This is a genomic window from Kocuria sp. KRD140 (genome assembly GCF_017168375.1).
Taxonomy (GTDB): Bacteria; Actinomycetota; Actinomycetes; order Actinomycetales; family Micrococcaceae; genus Kocuria; species Kocuria marina.
Genome location: NZ_JABFAW010000007.1, coordinates 1 through 16,786, shown reverse-complemented (window position 1 = coordinate 16,786; position 16,786 = coordinate 1). Strand labels below are relative to the sequence as shown.

17 protein-coding genes and 2 pseudogenes are annotated in these 16,786 nt (G+C 67.8%); 10 read left to right on the top strand and 9 right to left on the bottom strand.

Annotation, left to right across the window (positions count from 1 at the left end):
• Positions 1-428: 428 nt before the first annotated feature.
• Both J1M36_RS06390 and J1M36_RS12740 read right to left on the bottom strand, forming a co-directional pair.
• The gene (locus tag J1M36_RS06390; RefSeq protein ID WP_342358316.1) at positions 429-1,460 is read right to left on the bottom strand and encodes an IS30 family transposase; all 1,032 of its coding nucleotides are present in this window, start codon (positions 1,458-1,460) and stop codon (positions 429-431) included.
• A gap of 186 nt (positions 1,461-1,646) precedes the next feature.
• A pseudogene (locus J1M36_RS12740) lies at positions 1,647-1,844 on the bottom strand (transposase); the annotation flags it as partial.
• Between the two features lie 195 nt (positions 1,845-2,039).
• Here J1M36_RS12740 and J1M36_RS06385 point away from each other — a divergent pair.
• From J1M36_RS06385 to J1M36_RS06375, 3 genes and pseudogenes are all read left to right on the top strand, one after another.
• Positions 2,040-2,468 (top strand): annotated as a pseudogene (locus tag J1M36_RS06385) (transposase); the annotation flags it as partial.
• Between the two features lie 166 nt (positions 2,469-2,634).
• Entirely contained in the window at positions 2,635-2,847 is a 213-nt protein-coding gene (locus tag J1M36_RS06380; protein WP_206478918.1) for a GNAT family N-acetyltransferase, read from the top strand.
• 164 nt (positions 2,848-3,011) lie between these two features.
• Entirely contained in the window at positions 3,012-4,442 is a 1,431-nt protein-coding gene (locus J1M36_RS06375; RefSeq protein WP_206478917.1) for an anion permease, read from the top strand.
• A gap of 86 nt (positions 4,443-4,528) precedes the next feature.
• On the opposite strand, the gene J1M36_RS06370 is transcribed toward J1M36_RS06375, so the two are convergent.
• From J1M36_RS06370 to J1M36_RS06360, 3 genes are read right to left on the bottom strand one after another with little or no spacing between them, the layout of a single operon-like run.
• On the bottom strand, positions 4,529-5,278 hold the full coding sequence (locus J1M36_RS06370; RefSeq protein ID WP_206478916.1) for a succinate dehydrogenase/fumarate reductase iron-sulfur subunit: 750 nt from the start codon (positions 5,276-5,278) through the stop codon (positions 4,529-4,531).
• Between the two features lie 13 nt (positions 5,279-5,291).
• On the bottom strand, positions 5,292-7,286 hold the full coding sequence (locus J1M36_RS06365; protein ID WP_206478915.1) for a fumarate reductase/succinate dehydrogenase flavoprotein subunit: 1,995 nt from the start codon (positions 7,284-7,286) through the stop codon (positions 5,292-5,294).
• Positions 7,286-8,008: a succinate dehydrogenase cytochrome b subunit gene (locus J1M36_RS06360; RefSeq protein ID WP_206478914.1), complete on the bottom strand. Its 723-nt coding sequence runs from the start codon at positions 8,006-8,008 to the stop codon at positions 7,286-7,288. The genes J1M36_RS06365 and J1M36_RS06360 overlap by 1 nt, the downstream gene beginning before the upstream one ends.
• 516 nt (positions 8,009-8,524) lie before the next feature.
• Here J1M36_RS06360 and J1M36_RS06355 point away from each other — a divergent pair.
• Together J1M36_RS06355 and J1M36_RS06350 are read left to right on the top strand one after the other, a co-directional pair.
• Positions 8,525-10,138 carry an L-lactate permease gene (locus J1M36_RS06355; RefSeq protein ID WP_206478913.1) on the top strand — a complete coding sequence of 538 codons (1,614 nt, stop codon included), beginning with the start codon at positions 8,525-8,527 and terminating at the stop codon, positions 10,136-10,138.
• 202 nt (positions 10,139-10,340) lie between these two features.
• Complete coding sequence (locus tag J1M36_RS06350) at positions 10,341-10,700, top strand: hypothetical protein (RefSeq protein ID WP_206478912.1); 360 nt, start codon at positions 10,341-10,343, stop codon at positions 10,698-10,700.
• Between the two features lie 190 nt (positions 10,701-10,890).
• Here the strand turns inward: J1M36_RS06350 and J1M36_RS06345 are convergent, their stop codons facing one another.
• The gene (locus J1M36_RS06345) at positions 10,891-11,787 is read right to left on the bottom strand and encodes an alpha/beta hydrolase (protein WP_206478911.1); all 897 of its coding nucleotides are present in this window, start codon (positions 11,785-11,787) and stop codon (positions 10,891-10,893) included.
• Positions 11,788-11,995: 208 nt separating this feature from the next.
• Here J1M36_RS06345 and J1M36_RS06340 point away from each other — a divergent pair, with 208 nt between their 5' ends.
• From J1M36_RS06340 to J1M36_RS06330, 3 genes are all read left to right on the top strand, one after another.
• Entirely contained in the window at positions 11,996-12,214 is a 219-nt protein-coding gene (locus J1M36_RS06340) for a hypothetical protein (RefSeq protein WP_179861253.1), read from the top strand.
• 16 nt (positions 12,215-12,230) lie between these two features.
• The gene (locus J1M36_RS06335) at positions 12,231-12,917 is read left to right on the top strand and encodes a histidine phosphatase family protein (RefSeq protein ID WP_206478910.1); all 687 of its coding nucleotides are present in this window, start codon (positions 12,231-12,233) and stop codon (positions 12,915-12,917) included.
• A 414-nt stretch (positions 12,918-13,331) separates the two neighbouring features.
• On the top strand, positions 13,332-13,478 hold the full coding sequence (locus J1M36_RS06330) for a hypothetical protein (protein ID WP_156523461.1): 147 nt from the start codon (positions 13,332-13,334) through the stop codon (positions 13,476-13,478).
• Between the two features lie 127 nt (positions 13,479-13,605).
• On the opposite strand, the gene J1M36_RS06325 is transcribed toward J1M36_RS06330, so the two are convergent.
• Positions 13,606-14,112, bottom strand: coding sequence for a hypothetical protein (locus tag J1M36_RS06325; protein ID WP_193518835.1), 507 nt, complete (start codon positions 14,110-14,112; stop codon positions 13,606-13,608).
• A 31-nt stretch (positions 14,113-14,143) separates the two neighbouring features.
• Positions 14,144-14,806 (bottom strand): GAP family protein, encoded by a 663-nt coding sequence (locus J1M36_RS06320; RefSeq protein WP_193518834.1) that lies wholly within the window; start codon positions 14,804-14,806, stop codon positions 14,144-14,146.
• 71 nt (positions 14,807-14,877) lie between these two features.
• Here J1M36_RS06320 and J1M36_RS06315 point away from each other — a divergent pair, with 71 nt between their 5' ends.
• Positions 14,878-15,477 (top strand): TetR/AcrR family transcriptional regulator, encoded by a 600-nt coding sequence (locus J1M36_RS06315; protein WP_131332545.1) that lies wholly within the window; start codon positions 14,878-14,880, stop codon positions 15,475-15,477.
• A 62-nt stretch (positions 15,478-15,539) separates the two neighbouring features.
• A complete protein-coding gene (locus tag J1M36_RS06310) occupies positions 15,540-16,124 on the top strand; it encodes a hypothetical protein (RefSeq protein WP_206478909.1) in 585 nt (194 codons plus the stop codon).
• A gap of 10 nt (positions 16,125-16,134) precedes the next feature.
• Here J1M36_RS06310 and J1M36_RS06305 read toward each other — a convergent pair.
• Positions 16,135-16,786: superoxide dismutase family protein (locus J1M36_RS06305; RefSeq protein WP_342358300.1), on the bottom strand; the 652-nt coding region annotated here is incomplete at its 5' end.

Genomic DNA, 16,786 nt, shown 5'->3' with positions numbered 1-16,786 from the left:
GTGATGGTGACCTGCCGGGTTCTGAAGTTCACGCGTGCGCCCTACTACCGGTGGCTCGCTCGTCCGGTGACCGAGGCCGAGCTGGCCTGGGCATACCGCGCGAACGCGTTGTTCGATGCGCACCTGACGACCCGGAGTTTGGGTACCGATACCTCGACGACGAAGCCACCGAGGCCGGAGCGGCGATGAGCCAGCGGACCGCTTGGGTGATCTGCTCGTAGCAGGGCTGGTGGTCGACCTTCGGCAAGAGGCGCTCGGCCCGGCCCCGGCCGGGACCGCCGGTGCACGATGACCGCCTCGCGATCCAGGACGAGTCGGGTCGCGTGCGGCACGACTTCACCAGCGCGGCGGCACCGAATCGGGTGTGGTTGACCGACATTCCCGAGCACTGGACCGCTTGGATTCCAGCAGTCGTCGCAACACGTTGATCACGTGGCTTTCAGTAAAGCATCCATCCGTTCGGCCGGGGTATCCCAGTCCAATGACTTTCGGGGGCGTCCGTTGAGTTCCTGAGCTACTGCTGCGAGGTCAGTGATGCTGTGTGCAGCGAGATCGGTGCCCTTGGGGAAGTACTGCCGGAGGAGGCCGTTGGTGTTCTCGTTGCTGCCGCGTTGCCAGGGCGAGCCGGGATCGGCGAAGTAGACCTCGAAGTTCGTCGCGGTGCTGAACGCGCGGTGCTCTGCCATCTCCGCGCCCTGATCCCAGGTCAGGCTGCCTCGCAGCGCCGCAGGCAGATCCCGGACGGTCGTGATGAGAGAGTCGCGGACGGCCTCCGCGGTCCGCTCTCGCCCGAGATACCCGAGCATCACGAAGCGCGTTGACCGCTCGACTAACGTTGCCATCGCAGACCCGCCGAGTGCTCCGATGATGAGGTCTCCCTCCCAATGCCCGGGAACATCACGAGCATCGACCACGGGCGGACGGTTGCTGATGGCGTTCATCGGATCGACGAATCGTGTACGTCGCGCATCGGCCCGTCGGTGTGGTTTCCGTGCAACCCTCCCGCGGCGAAGTTGCTGTCCGAGTGAACGCTTCAGTTCGCCGCGCGCATGGACATAGATCGCCTGGTAAATCGTCTCGGTGCACACCCGCATCTGCGGAGCGGCCGGGAAGTCCTTGACCAGTCGGTGGCTGATCTGCTGCGGAGACCACTTCATCTTCAGTTTCTCCTGAACGTAGGAACGAAGCGCGTCGTGGGCGAGGAGTTTCGGCTGACGCGGCCGGGCTCGCCGCTTGACCGAGAGCCGGTGCTCGGTGTGGGGCATGTATCCCCGGGCGGAGACCGTGTTGCGGCGCAGCTCCCGACTGATCGTCGACGGCGACCGCCCCATCTCCGCCGCGATCTGCCGGAGGGAGAGCCCTGAGCGGCGCAGATCCTGGAGTTGCTCTCGCTCAAGAAGGCTGACGTATCGGCCATCGATGACCTTCTCCACGACATTCAGGTCGACGCTTCCGCCGATCGCACGGGATCTTCGTTCAGGCACCTTCCCATTGTTCTGCTCGGGGTAACGCACGATGCGGCCATCGGGATAGACCCTGCCTCGGTTGATGATTGTGATGCCCTTGTCCCAATCAGCCGCTGAGCGGGCATCCGCGCCTACTCGTGCTCTGGCTTCCGAGCGCGTGAGCCCTGCCGCCCTGAGGCGCAGAAACTCCTCGCGTCGGGGATTAACCCGCCGTGCCTCGCTCGTGGAAATCCCCGCTTTCCGTGCCCACGCGTACGCGGTCGGACGATGAATGCCCAACTCGTGTGCGACGGTCGAGATGATCTGCCGCTCGCGAACGAGCCGCAGGAACTCCTCCTTCAACTCCGGCGGGTAGATGCGCGGAGTCGCCCGATGCATCGTCAACCCCGTCTTGCGCAGCCAGTTGTAACCGGCGTTCTCGTGAACACCGACCGCCCGCGCCGCCGCGCGAACGGTCCCGCCTCGATCAAGAACTCGGAAGAACTCCTCCTTCTGCTCGTCGATGTATCTCTTCTCCGCCACCGCGACACCTCTTCTGTAGGTGTTGCGACGACTGCTGGAATCCAAGCCGGCGAGGGCAAGCTCTACCTGTGCGGGATCAAGGACGCCGGCTCCGGGCGGATCGTGGGCTACAGCATCGACTCACGGATGACGTCGAACTTGGCTGTCACAGCGCTGAACTCGGCCGTCACGCGCCGCGCCGCTGACGGTGTTGATGTGGCTGAGTGCATCGTGCACAGCGACCGAGGCTCGCCATTTCGAAGGCGCCGATACGTCCACCGCCTACGGCACCACCAACTCGTCGGGTCCATGGGCCGGGTCGGCGCCTGCGGCGACAACGCGGCGATGGAGTCCTTCTTCGCGCTCCTGCAGAAAAACGTCCTCAACAGCCGCCGCTGGGACACCCGCGACGAGTTGCGGATCGCGATCGTCACCTGGATCGAGCGGACCTACCACCGCCGACGACGACAACACCGCCTCGGCCGATTGACGCCGATCTAGTACGAGACCACCATGACCACACCAGCCGACCAGGCTGCGTGACTACCCACTGTCACCTATCCGTGCAGCAATCCCCTCGCATCGGCGGGACGCTCGGAAGCACACAGCGGTGTACCGGTGGCGAGGCTGAGCCCAGACTGCTTGGTCGGCCGGGCGGACGTGGTGGATGCCAAAGTGGGCCCCCGAACGCCTCGAACTCGACCACCGCGTCAACAACCCGGCCTCCGGCGTCGTCGCGAGAAGAGCCGGTTTCCTCAAAGAGGGAACCCAGCGCCAGAAATTCCTGGTGGACGGAGAACGCCTCGACGTCGACACCTACGGGCGGTTGAAAACCGACCCGCATCCGGCCTTTGACCCCCTGCCCATGGTCACCCGATGAACGGTGACAGGAATCACCAGACCGGTCGCCTCCACATGACCAGGGAACCGTATTTCCGCTGGCCACGGGCCTAAAATTGAGGGGAGAAGAGTCTCACACCGGAGCGACACTCGGAGGCAGAAATGTCCGGCCATCAGGTTGATTCCACCCACGAATCCAGAACCATGAGTCGGGACACCCTCTCCATGCTCTGGAAGTTCGGACTGATGGTGCTGGTGGGCGCGGTGATCTTCTTCATCCCTGCACCCGAGGGCGTGGATCCCCGCGGCATGCACATGCTCGGCATCTTCGTCGCGACCATCCTGGGGCTCATCCTGCAGCCTCTGCCCACCCCGTCGGTGGCGCTGATCGGTCTGGCCACGGCCATGATCACCGGTGCCATGGATGTCAAGAGTGGGGAGGCGCTGAGCGGATTCTCCAACTCCGCGGTGCTGCTCATCGTCGCGGCGTTCTTCATCGCGGACGGGTTCCTGCTCACCGGGCTGGGACGCCGCGTGGCCCTGATGTTCCTCAGGGTCCTCGGCAAATCGCCCCTGGGCATCGCCTACGGCATGGCCGTCACGGACCTCCTGCTCGCACCGGCCACCCCGTCCAACACGGCCCGTGCGGGTGGTGTGATCTACCCGATCGTCCGCTCCGTCGCGGAGGTACAGGGCTCCACCCCAGACACCGACGGGTCCCGCAGGAAGCTCGGTTCCTACCTCACGTTCACCGCCGCCCACGTCAACGTGATCACCAGCGCCATGTTCATCACGGCCATGGCCGGCAATCCGCTGGCCGTGGCCTCCGCCGAGAAGCTCGGCGTGCACATCTCCTGGGGCCAGTGGGCCCTGGCCGCGCTGATCCCCGGCCTCGTGAGCCTGGCGGTGGTCCCGTGGCTGCTCATGAAGGTCTACCCGCCCACGCTGAAGAGCACGCCGGAAGCACCCACCATGGCGCGCAGCGAGCTGCAGAAGATGGGGTCCATGACCCGCGGTGAGATCGTCATGGCGGCCACGTTCGTGCTGCTCCTGGTGCTGTGGGTCTTCGGCACGGCCATCGGCGTCAACGCCACCACGGCGGCCTTCGTCGGCATTGCGGTGCTGCTCGTGACCAAGGTGCTCACCTGGAACGACATGGCCAAGAACGGCTCCGCCTGGAACACCCTGATCTTCTTTGCGGTCCTGGTGGGCATGGCGGAGAACCTGAACAGCCTGGGCGTCATCACGTGGATCGGCTCGGTGGTTTCCGGTGCCGTCGGCGGCATGTCCTGGCCGGTCGCCTTTGCCATTCTGGCGCTCGTGTACTTCTACGCGCACTACATGTTCGCCTCGAACACCGCGCAGATCGTCGCGATGTACGGCGTCTTCCTGGGTGCGGCCATCACCGCGGGTGCCCCGCCGATGTTCGCGGCCCTCGCCCTCGGCTACATCGGCAACCTGTTCGGCGCCATCTCCCACTACGCCTCCGGCCCGTCCGGGGTAGTCTACGGCTCCGGGTACGTCAAGGTCTCCGAGTGGTTCAAGGTCGCCTTCATCATGTCCGTGGCCATCATCATCATCTGGACCGTGGTGGGCAGCGGCTGGATGTGGATCCTCGGCGACCTCGCCATGTAGTCCGCCCGGCAAACCCTCCCCGCACGACGACGCTCGGTGCCCTCCCAGGAACACCGAGCGTCGTCGTCTGTCGACGGGGGAGCGGGTCAGTCGTCCTTGTTGCGCAGCACCTGCCGCAGCTTCTCCCGGTTGAGCCCGGCGATCGCGGTGAGCGGGATGCCCGCGGGGCACACCTCCGCGCACTCGCCGTACACCGAGCACGGGCCGAACTCCTCCTCGGCGGCACGCGTGATGCCCCTGGCCCGGCGGCTGCGCTCCTTCTGGCTGGAGGGCAGCGTGGCCAGGTGCATGGTCTTGGACCCGGCGAACAGCTGGGCGGAGCCGTTGGGGCACGCGGCCACGCACGCACCGCAGCCGATGCACGCGGCCAGGTCCAGCGCCCACTCCGCGGCCTCGTGCGAGACCGGGATGGCGTCCGCGTCCGGGGCGGTGCCCACGGAGGTGGAGACGAAACCACCGGCCTCGATCACCCGGTCCAGCGCGCTGCGGTCCACCGCGAGGTCCTTGACCACGGGGAACGCGCCGCTGCGGAACGGTTCGAGCTGCACGGTGGCGCCGTCCTCGAAGGAGCGGAGGTGCTGCCGGCAGGACGGCGTCTTCTCCTGAGGGCCGTGGGGTCTGCCGTCCACGGTCACGCCGCACGCCCCGCAGATGCCCTCGCGGCAGTCCGAGTCGAACGCGATCGGCTCCTCGCCACGGGTAACGAGGTCGTCGTTGAGCTTGTCGAGCGCCTCCAGGAGGGAGAACTCGGGTCCGACCTCTTCCAGCAGGTACTCCTCGAAGTGTCCCTCCGCGGCGCCGGACTCCTGACGCCAGACTTTCAACGTGAGTTTCACGAGGATGTTCCTCTCATCGGTAGTCGCGGGTCTCGGGCGGGACGCTGGGGAACTCCAGGGGCTCCTGGTGCCTGATGTAGCGCGGTCCCGTTTCGCCGGTCTCGCCGGAATCAGCACGCTCCCACGCGGACGCGAACAGCCAGTGCTCGTCGTCGCGCTGGGCCTCGCCGCCCTCGGTCTGGTGCTCCTCACGGAAGTGCGCGCCGGCGGACTCGTCCCGGTCCAGCGCGTCCAGGCACATGAGCTCGGCCATGTCCAGGTAGTCGGCCACGCGGCCGGCGCGCTCGAGCTCCTGGTTGAAGCCGTCCGGGCGGCCCTGCACACGCAGGTCGCTCCAAAACTGCCTGCGCAGCTCCTGGATGCCTCGCAGACCCTCGGCCAGCCCCTCGGCGGTGCGCGTCACCCCGCACTTCTCGTACAGCAGGTCGCCCAGCCGGCGGTGGAAGCGCTCCGGGCCCTGCGTGCCGCCGATGTCGACCAGCGCCTGCACGCCCGCCTCGGCCTCGGCTACCGCGGCCCGCACGACGTCGTCGTCCGGCGAGAGCTTCGGCTTGCCCAGCAGCGGTGCCAGGTAGTTGGGCACCGAGTAGGGGAGCGTGAACCACCCGTCCACGCACGCGGAGAGCAGCGAGTTGGCCCCGAGGCGGTTGGCGCCGTGGTAACCCCAGCCGGCTTCGCCGCCCACGAACAGCCCGGGGATCGACGTCATCATGTCGTAGTCGCTCCACAGCCCGCCCATGGCGAAGTGCGCGCCGGGCGCAATGCGCATGGGCTCCTCGTACGGGTCCTCACCGGTGGCGTCCGAGTACATCTCGAAGAGATTGCCGTAGCGCTCCGCGATCACCTTGCGGCCCAGGCGCTCGATGGCGTCCCGGAAGTCCAGGTAGACGGAGTTCTTCAGCGGCCCGACGCCGCGGCCCGCGTCGATCTCGGTCCTCGCCGCCCGGCTGGCGACGTCGCGGGGCGTGAGGTTGCCGAAGGCCGGGTACCGGCGTTCGAGGTAGTAGTCGCGCTCGTCCTCGGGAATCTCGTTCGGGGGCCGGTGGTCCCCGGCCTTCACGGGAACCCAGATTCGGCCGTCGTTGCGCAGGGACTCGCTCATGAGAGTGGTCTTCGACTGCCACTCGCTGGAGACCGGCAGGGCCGTGGGGTGGAACTGGATGAAGCACGGGTTGGCGAACAGCGCGCCGCGCCGATGAGCCCGGAATGCGGCGGTGACGTTCGAGTTCTTAGCCAGCGTGGAGCGGTAGTAGACGTTACCGTAGCCGCCGGTGGCGAGCACCACGGCGTCCCCGGTGACCGCCGAGATCTTCCCGGTCACGAGGTCGCGCACCACGATGCCCTGGGCGCGGCCCTCCACGACGATGAGGTCCAGCATCTCCGTGCGAGTGTGCAGGTTCACCTGCCCCGTGGAGACCTGCCGCAGCAGCGCCTGGGCGGCGGCCACCTGCAGCTGCTGACCGGTCTGCCCGCGCGTGTAGTAGGTCCGGGAGACCTGTACGCCGCCGAACGAGCGGGTGGCCAGCCCGCCCCCGTACTCGCGGGCGAAGGGCGCGCCGATCGCGTTCATGTGGTCGATGACCCGGATGCTCTCCTCGGCCAGCCGCCAGGCATCGGCCTCGCGGCCGCGGAAGTCGCCGCCCTTGACGGTGTCCTTCACGAACCGGGCGATCGAGTCGTTGTCCACCGTGCGGGCGCGTGCGGCATTGATGCCGCCTTGGGCGGCCACCGAGTGTGCGCGGCGCGGGGCGTCGTGGAAGGTGAACGACTCCACGTTGTAGCCGAGTTCGCCCAGGGCCGCCGCCGCACCTGCACCGGCGAGTCCGGTGCCCACGACGACCACGGTGAACTTCCGACGGTTGAGCGGGCCCACCATGCGGTAGTGCAGCCGCCGGTCCGCCCACATCTGGGACGGGGGCACGTCCGAGCCCAGGCCAGGGAGGTCCGAACCCACGGTGCGCAGCTCGTCCAGCAGGGCGTGCGGCTGGGTGGTCGAGGATGCTGTCATCACTGAATCACTCCCAGGAACACCAAGACGGGGATCGAGATGTTGCCCAGGCAGATGGCCATGGCGACCAGCCCCGCCACCCACGCGGCGAGCTGCCGCAGCCGCCTGCCGGTGGCGCCGAGGTCGTTGGCGGCGGTCCACGTCCCGTGGGCCACGTGCACGGTGAGCACCAGCATGGTGAGCATGTAGAAGAGGGCCACGACGGGCCGCTGGAAACTGGCGACCAGATTGGCGTACGCTGATCCGCTCTCGAACGACCCGGATGCGGCCGGCTGGACACCCAGCGTGAGGTCCAGGATGTGGAAGATTACGAACAGCAGGATCACCAGGCCGGTCCCGAGCATCGAGCGCGCCATCAAGGCGTCGCCGCGACGCAGCCCGGTGCGTTTGAACGACCCGCGGGCTCGACGGGCGCGCGTCCACAGCAGGAGCCCGCAGCCCACGTGCAGCACCAGGCTGATCAGCAGTACGACGCGCAGCACCCACAGGACACCCTCGTAGGGCATGAGCGGCATCAGGATCTCGCGCAGCCAGTGTGCGTAGTGGTCGAACTCCTCCTGGCCGCGGAAGATGTGAAGATTGCCGTACATATGCACGAACACAAATCCGACGAAAATGAGACCGGTGACGGCCATGGTGGTTTTCGCGGCGAAGTTCGACACCGGCAGCCGTGTGCGCGGCGGGGCTGACGTGCGTTGTTTTCGCTGAATGGTTGCCGTCATCGTTACCCCTCGTCAGTGGGTGAACTGAGTGCTGAACTCCGGGAGTTCATCGCCCTCAATTCTACGCTGGGAGGGGCATTGCGGGACGTGTTCCGAGGCGTTTCCGGTACTACCGCCAGAAAGGATTGTGGCGGGTGCCGAGGGCATTGAGAATAACTAAGATTTGCCAATCGTAATTTCACAGTGTGGGTCTTTTTACGGTGTCCCGTTCCCACTCGCGGGGTTCCGGACCCCCTGGGCGGCTGTACCGTTCCCCAGGGGGTCCGCAGCCGAGTGTCTCGCCTCGCACCCGTCACTCTCCGCGGAGGGTTCCCGCCCGAATTGCCCGGTTCAGGACTAGCGTTGACCCTGAGATCAAGGCGTCGCTACGGCGCGTGGCAGGTGGTGGTACGAGGGTCCGCTGGCTCCCGGAACCCGCCCCGCTGCGCGACCGGCGGCCGACGACGGCGCGCACCGCGGCGACGTCGCGAGCCCGCCTTGAAGACTGCTCACCCGCCGGACGTCGTGGAGGCTCCAATGTGGACCCAATCTCTTGACACCCTGGGCAGCCTGCCCCTCACCGCGCTCGTGGCCGCGATCCCGATAGTCGTGTTCCTGGCCTGCATGATGCTGTTCAAGCTCACGGGGCTGACATCAGGGCTCATCGCGCTGGTGGTGCAGATCCTGGTGGCACTGCTCGTGTTCCACATGCCCGTCTCCGCAGCGGCCGGTGCAGGTCTGCTGGGGCTGCTGACCGCGCTGTGGCCCATCGCGTACATCATCGTCATGGCGGTGTGGCTGTACCGGCTGAGCGTGCGCTCGGGCCGTTTCGACGTGATCCGCTCCTCGATCGCCGCGGTCTCCGCTGACCAGCGCGTGCAGGTGCTGCTCATTGCGTTCGCGTTCGGCGCGTTCCTGGAGGGCGTGGCAGGCTTCGGTGTGCCCATTGCGATCTGCGCGGCACTGCTCGTGCAGCTGGGGTTCCCGCCCGTGCGCGCCGCAGTGCTGTGCCTCGTGGCCAACGTGGCCGCCGGTGCCTACGGCGCCATTGGCGTGCCCGTGCTCGTGGGCGCGCAGGTCACCGGCATGGAGACGCAGGAACTCTCGCGAGCCCTCGTGCTGCTGCTCCAGCCGCTCACGTTCCTCGTTCCGTTCCTGCTCGTGTGGATGGTCGACGGGGTGCGCGGCCTGCGCGAGGCCTGGCTCCCGGCGCTCGTCTCCTCGGTGGTCTTCTGCGCGGTGCAGGGTGGCCTGCTGTGGTTCATGGGCCCCGAGCTGGCGGATCTCGCGGCCGGCCTGCTGGCCATGGTCGCCCTGTTCGCGGTGTGCCACGTGTGGTCCCCGAAGCGCGTGTCCCGTGCCCCTGAGGTCCCCGAGACCGCCGAGGGGAAACACCCCCTCGGCGAGGTGGTCCGCGCCTGGAGCCCCTTCTACATCCTCACCGCCGTGATCCTGCTGTGGTCCGTCCCCGCCGTGCAGAACCTCTTCACCAAGGGTGCGCTGAGCTTCACGACCTTCAAGGTGCCCATGCCCGGGCTCACCGGTCACGTGACCACCGCCGCCGGAACGGTCGTCAATGCCACCTGGACCTTCTCGATCCTTGGTGCCACCGGAACGGCCATCCTGATCGCGGTGCTCATCACGTTCTTCACCACCCCGCAGCTGCACACCAAAGAACTGGGGGAGGAGCTGGCGGGCGCACTCAAGGCACTGGGCCCGGCCATCCTGCTCATCGCCGTGATCCTGGTGCTCGCGAACATTGCCAACTACTCCGGCGGCTCCACCGCCATGGGCACCGCGCTTGCCGCGGTCGGTCCCATCTTCCCGCTCATCGCCCCGGTGATCGGCTGGATCGGGGTGTTCCTCACGGGATCGGTGGTCAACAACAACACCCTCTTCGCGCCGCTGCAGGTGGCGACGGCGCAGGGCATCGGCGCCGCCCCGTCCCTCCTCGTGGGGACCAACACGACAGGCGGCACCACCGCAAAGGTCATCTCTCCGCAGTCCATCGCGATCGCCGCCGGCGCGGTGGGTCTCAACGGGCGGGAGAGTGAGATCATGCGCGGCTCCATCGCCTACAGCCTGGGCATGCTCGCGGTGGTGTGCGTGTGGACGTTCGTGCTGGCCCTCGTGTCAGCAACCCTCGGGTGAGTGTCTGGGTATGCGTCCTCAGGCGGGCCACGACCTCCTCGCGGGTGGGCCGTTCGGTGCATCGGGTCAGCTGAGAGGTGCCGCAGGAGGAGAGCGACTGCCCCTCGGCGGTTCCGGCCGAGTGAACCCCCGTTGATCCGATATCTTGCACGCAATATGCTGATTATGTTTCGAACAATTCACGGAGGGGACCTGAGAAGCGATGGCGCACCACTCGTTCGAGCGCACCACCCACCACGGCTCCGGGAGTGGAGTCGCCACCCTTACAGAGCTGGTCGGCCGCAGCGAACCCCGTCCGGGCCGCCCCAGTGCTGCCACGGTGGTGGAGGAGGACGGCGTCAAGGTAATCGCCTTCGAGTTCCACGAGGGCGACGAGCTCCACGAGCACGCCGCACCACACCCGGCGCTGATCCAGGTGGTCCGGGGGAGCGTGGACTTCCAGCTCCCGGAGGGTCCCGTGCAGCTGCGGCCGGGCCAGGTACTGCACCTCACGGAGGGGCTGCTGCACGCCGTGAGGGCCCTCGAGCCCACGACGCTGTCCGTCGCACTGCTGCTGCACTGATCCCGCTGCTGCCCGTGCCGTTCGGTCTCATCGCCGTGGTGCTCATGCTGAGCGTGGCGGTCCTCGTGTGGCGCCAGCCGGCGGACAGGCCCATGCCCATGCACCGACCCGTCAAAGCCTGAGCGCGCAAGGCGACGTCGCGGCTGCCCTTCTCCGCCCGGTGAGTGCAGTCCCGGGAAGCCGGGGCCGTTCAGCCCTGGGGTGACGGCGCGGTGAGCCAGGCCACGAGGCCTGGCCACACGGCGTCGGCGGCGGAGCGGCGGAACAGGCCGTGGTGGCCGATGCGCGGAACGCCCAGCTGCTCCGGGGTGAACGTGCGGTGCTCCACCGCGGCGGAGGTGAGCCGCCCGGTCAGGGCCCTCATCTGCGCGGGGCTGGCCCAGGGATCGTCGGAGGCGCCGAGCGCGAGCACGTCCTGGGTGACCGCGGCCGCGCGGGCCGTCGCGTCCATGGACGGGTCGTCGAAGAAGTAGCCGGGACGCCGCGCCCACGACCCCCACTCGACCATCGCGGCTGTGGGCATGTTTTCTCCGATGCCAAGCCGATTGCCGGGCATGTACCCCAGGGTCCGGCTCAACGCCGGGCCCACGACATGCAGCATGGCGGCCACACGCAGCTGCTCCTTCCGCGGGGCGATCGTGCGGGTGTGCGCCAGGTGGGAGGAGACCACCGCGAACCGGTCAAGGCCCTCGAGCCCGTGGCCGAGGACCATGGCGTGCCCGCCGATGCTGTGACCCACGGCGTGCAGTGGAAGCCCGGGGAACCGTGCACGGGTCCAGGCAGCCACGGCGGGGACGTCCCCGCCCATCCAGTCGCGCATGCGCAGGTGCGGGTTCTTCCGGGGCTCGCCGGAGCGGCCCGTGCCGCGGTAGTCATAGGTCACCGCCGCGAGACCGCGGCCCGTCACGTACTCGGCGAACCCGGCGTAGAACCGTTCGGGCGTTGCGGTGGCGGGGTGGATGACGACGGCGCCGCGCGGCTCGCCCTCGGGCAGCCACAGCGTGCCCGCCACGGCGTCCGAGGCGACGGGAATGCTCAGGTTTTCGCGGCGGATGCCGGCTACGGGGGAGTTCCGGTGGTCAGACATAGAAGTTACTCTAGGGTATTTTCAGCGGCTCAGCCCTGGGCCGTCACGGTGACGGTGGCTCCTGTCGCACGCAGGGACGCCACGTCCGTCTCGGGGGCGGGAGAGTCAGTGACAATCGGGTGGAGCTCCGCGCGAGCGCAGCCTGAGGGACGCGCTCGGCACCTCCGCGGGCACCGCGGCCGTCGCCTGCAGTGCCTTCTCCGCAACCATGACGATCGGCCGTCTGCTGGCAGACCGGGTCGTGGAGTGGCTCGGCTCCGGGGCGGTCCTGCGCTACGGGGCGTCCCGCCCCTCGCACCCGGTGAGCAGCGTGACGGCCAGTACGGCCAGGGTCGCTCCTCGGCCCGCGGTCGTGGTGCGTGGCTCAGCGGATTCCTCCCTGAGCTACCGTGGACCGGGTAGGACCTACAAGACCCCCGGCAACTGAAAAGGTGCATATCCCCGTGCGACTCATCCTGGTGCGTCATGGCCAGACCTCGTCCAACGTGGGCCATCACTTGGACACCGCCGCACCCGGCGCGGACCTCACCGACCTGGGACGTGAGCAGGCGCGGGCCCTCGTGCAGGCGCTGGCAGGTGAGCCCATCAGTGCGATCTACGCCTCCAACCTCGTGCGCACCCAGCAGACGGCCGCCCCGCTCGCGGAGGCGCGCGAGTTGTCGACCGAGATCCGTGAGGGTCTGCGTGAGATCGGTGCCGGGGATCTGGAAATGGCCAACGACCACGATTCGATCGAGACCTATCTGGAATCAGCGTTGAGCTGGGCGGATGGCGGCCTCGATTCGAGGATCCCCGGGTCGGACGAGAACGGCCACGACGTCATGGCGCGCTTCGACGCCGTCGTCGAGGAAGCGTCCACTGGTCTGGCACCGGACCGCGTGGCTGTTCTCGTGTCGCACGGCGCCGTCATCCGTGCGTGGTGTGCGCTGCGGTGCGCCAACCTGGACCGCAAGTTCACGGCGACCAACGGATTGTCGAACACGGGCGTCGTCGTGCTCGACGGCGAGCCCGGCGCATGGCGCGTGCTCACCTGGCAGGACCAGGCCGTGGGCGGGCCCGCACTGCAGGATCCGGAGTCCGACGGCGCCGCCGCCGAGGAACTCGATGAGGCAGAAAGCTCCGACAGCTGAGAACACACAGCCTCACGGGGCGCGGTGGGAGACCACAATGAAGCATGACGATCGACTCATTGCGCGCCGTTTACGACCGCACCCGGATGGTTGGCTGGGACTTCTCACGGTTGGAAGGCCGACTGACCGCTACTGAGCCACCGTGGGATGTCGAGGCGGACTGTCTCGCGGCCGTGCGCAGTGCGTCCCGATCAGTGGACCTCGGGACCGGGGGTGGCGAACGGTTGGGAACGCTGCTCGCGGGAACCCGTGTCGGAAGCCGAGGTTGCGCATGGAGGTGAAGAAAGTGTTCATGGCCACAACAGCACGCACAGCCGCCAGGGCAAGAGCGGCAACCGCCCCGCCCCATGTCACTTTCCCCCGAACTCTCCGCGACCTGCCAGACTTTAACTCCGACCACACGAAGGGAAGATCATGGAAGACACGCCTAAAACTCAGCCCAGCAACCCGCAGAAGGGCACCCCGTGGGGGCTCATTCTGATCGTGCTCGCGTTCCTGCTGGCCACCGCCATGGTGATCGGCGTGGGCGTCGTGTCCCTGGACATCGGCTTCGGAGGCTGACGACCTCGTACGTCGCCGCCCTTTCCTCGGCCCCAAGCGGTACATCTGACGACGGCGGACGGCCACCTCGAGCGCGAAGGTGACCGTCCGCCGTCGTCGTACTGCCGTTAGAAATCGGGCAACGCCATCAACGGCGCGGGGGCCCGGGAGTGCGCTGGGAACGGCAGGACTTCTGCAACCGCGACAGCTTCTCGCCGAGCTGTTCCTGTTCCTCGGGCGGCGCGCTGACCCCGCTGGTCCGCTCGGCCTCCTGGTAGAGGTCACCGCTCATCACGTCGACCAGGTGCTTGGCGCACAGGTTGGACTCGTCCACCGCCTGGATGAGGGCATTCGCGTGGCGGGGCGTCCATCGGCGGTTCGGGTCCAGGCGGTAGAGCAGGGCACGGATCAGGTCCCCGCGCAACCCTTCCTCGGCAATGACGGGGCGCGCGCTGACCAGCCACGTGACCAGTAGGACCGCTACGAAGAGGACACCGAGCCAGCCGATCACGGGGAAGACCTTGGTCACGAGCTCGGTGAACGGCAGGAAACTCAGCCCGAACCCGACCAGCGTGACCGCGATGAACACGAGCCGCCCCCACCGGGCATGCCAATGTAGTACACCGGAGTACTGCACCGAGCGGCGTTCGATCACTTCCGGGGGTCCTCCGCGGACAGGGGGGAGGTCAGTTCATCACGGCGGACAATCCGCTCCCGGCCATCCACACCCCCACGATCGCTGCGATCCACAGAAGCGTGACCTTCGCTTCCCGCTCGAGCGTGGGGACGATCCTCTCGAGGCGCGGCCAGATCCGCCGGCCGGCCAATGCTGCAGCCGCGATGAGCACGAGCGCGGGCAGGATCATCACGACGCAGTAGGCGGCGAGCAGGGCCAGTCGCAGCGGCCAGCCGATGTCCATACTCGTGATGATCCCGTTGGCCGCGAGATAGGGGACCATCGTGGCGGCCTCCGTGAGAGCAGCGCCGGCACCGAGGGCGACCATGGCACCGGGATGCAGGGACCTGGGCGGTGCGCGGTGCCCCTCGCGCTTCACGGGGTCCGGTGCGAAGATCCCGTACGCGAGCAGACCCAGCCCGGCGACCACCTTGAACCACTGGGCGGGCTCGCTGTCCCAGATCCTCCCGGCCACGTCGGAGAGGAGGTCGAACCCCAGGGCGATCGCGATCCCCAGGAAGAAGTAGAGGAGCACCACGGTCGCGAAGTAGAAGAACAGCGGGACCGCGTCCACGCGCCGCCGGGAGATCACGAGGACCAGGGGGATCACCAGGGTCCCGAGGCTCATGCTGTCCAGCAGGGCCAATCCGAGCAGTGCGAGAAGGTCACCCATGTGTGCCGCCTTGTCTCGTACGAACGTATGCCATACCGCAACCATACACTTGTATGAGAGGGGGTGGTCAGATGCCACAGGAGAACGAGAGTCGCGGGATGATCCCCGCCCGGGTCATGATCGCGGAAGCGGCGATCCGCGTGATCGCCCAGCAAGGTTTCGACGTGGTGAGCGTGCGCACCGTGGCCCAGGAGTCCGGGATCTCCCCCGGGACCGTTCAATACCACTACAAGACGCGGCGCGATCTGCTGCTCGCCGCCCTCGAGAGGTCCGTGGAGCGACAAACCCAACGGGTCATGGCTGCGCGGGGTCTGAACGGCTATCGGGCATCCCTCGCTCGCACCCTGCGTGAACTCCTGCCGTTGGAGGGCGTGCGGAGGGAGGACGCTGCCGTGTGGGTCAGCTTCGGGGCGGCCGCCTCCACCCGGGACTGGCTCGCGAGCGTGTACTGGCAGAACCTGCAGATCTTCCACGAGGGTGTCCTGAACGTCCTGCGGCGGGCCCAGGAGGACGGGAAGCTACGTGAGGGGCTGACCCCGGACACCGCCGCGCCCCTGGTCACGGCACTCGTGAACGGGTTGGCCCTGGATCACCTCAACGCACCCGAATCCGTTCGGGAGGGCACCGAACAGGCCCTCGATCGGGGGCTGTCGTTGATCCTCACGGACTGAGCCTCCTCAACGCCGTCGCGTCCCAACCCACCGTGTCAGGGCCCGTGCGTAGGGTCGGATGCATGATCCCCCACGACACGAGACTGCGCCGCCATGTCCCCTTGATCGTGCTGGAGGTGCTCCTCGTGGGGACGCTGATCTTCGAGATCGCCCGGGAGAACGGCCCGGCCGTGTTCTTGCTGTCCGCACTCGTCCTCGCGGCGCTCGTCCCGCTCGCCCTGGAGCCGATCGCCCGCGCCAGCATCCCCATGACCCTGCAACTGCTGTACGCGGTGCTGTTGTTCGGCGGGGCGTTCCTGGGAACGTACTTGCACGTCTACGGCGTGTGGACGCTGTGGGACACCGTGGTCCACTTCTTCTCGGGAATCCTGATCGCGCTGGGCGCCGATCACGCGTGGCGCATCCTGTCCCGGCGGCATGGTTTCGTCCTGCCCACGTGGCTGTGGGGGCTCGCGATCGTGTCGTTCAGCGCCTTCATCGCGTTCCTGTGGGAGGTCGCCGAGTTCGTCACCGATCTGGTCTCGGACAGCAACGCTCAGGTGAACAACCTGGACACCATGACCGACATGATCGCGGGCACAACGTCCGCGCTGATCGTCGTGGTCGTCCTGGCGCTCACCCGGGCGGGGGGCCGAACGTCCGTGTGACGAGGACGGGTTACTCGATCACACCGCACGCCAGGCGGCTGCCGGCGTCACCCGTGGAGCGGGTGTCCTCGTCCGGTCCCTCCGGGGCGTAGCGCTCGGGGATGTTCGCGTAGTTGTCCGGGCCGGAGTGGATCATCAGCGCGGAGCCGTTGTCGTCCCGCAGGTTCTCGGCCGTGAGCCGGTCCGTCTCGAACGACATGGCCGCCCGCCCGGATTCCGTCACCAGCAGCGCGGGAAGGTCACCCGCATGCTCCGGATGGCGAGCGTCGTCGCCACCCAGGTGCCCGCCGGCGGACAGGAATGCGCCGGTCTCGGAGGGATCGTCCGGCGCGGAACTCTCCGCCTCGCACACGCCGTTGCCGTGCACGTGCAGGCCGTAGTACCCCGGTTCCAGACCGGAGAACTCGACCGAAACCCGCATCGCATCCTGGTCGGCCTCGGTGAACTGCGCGGTGCCGACCTCCATTCCCTCGGCATGACGCACCGTGGCGGTGGCCAGGGGACCCGGGCTCGACGCCGCCGTCGCGGCCCCCTGCCCACCCGTCGGATCCGCGGTGGTGGCGTCATTGCCCTCGCCGCACGCGGCCAGTGTCAGCATGCCCGCGAGCCCCAGGAAAGCCAGTCCGCCGCGGGCTCGGAAGGGGCGATGGGTGGTGGGGGGC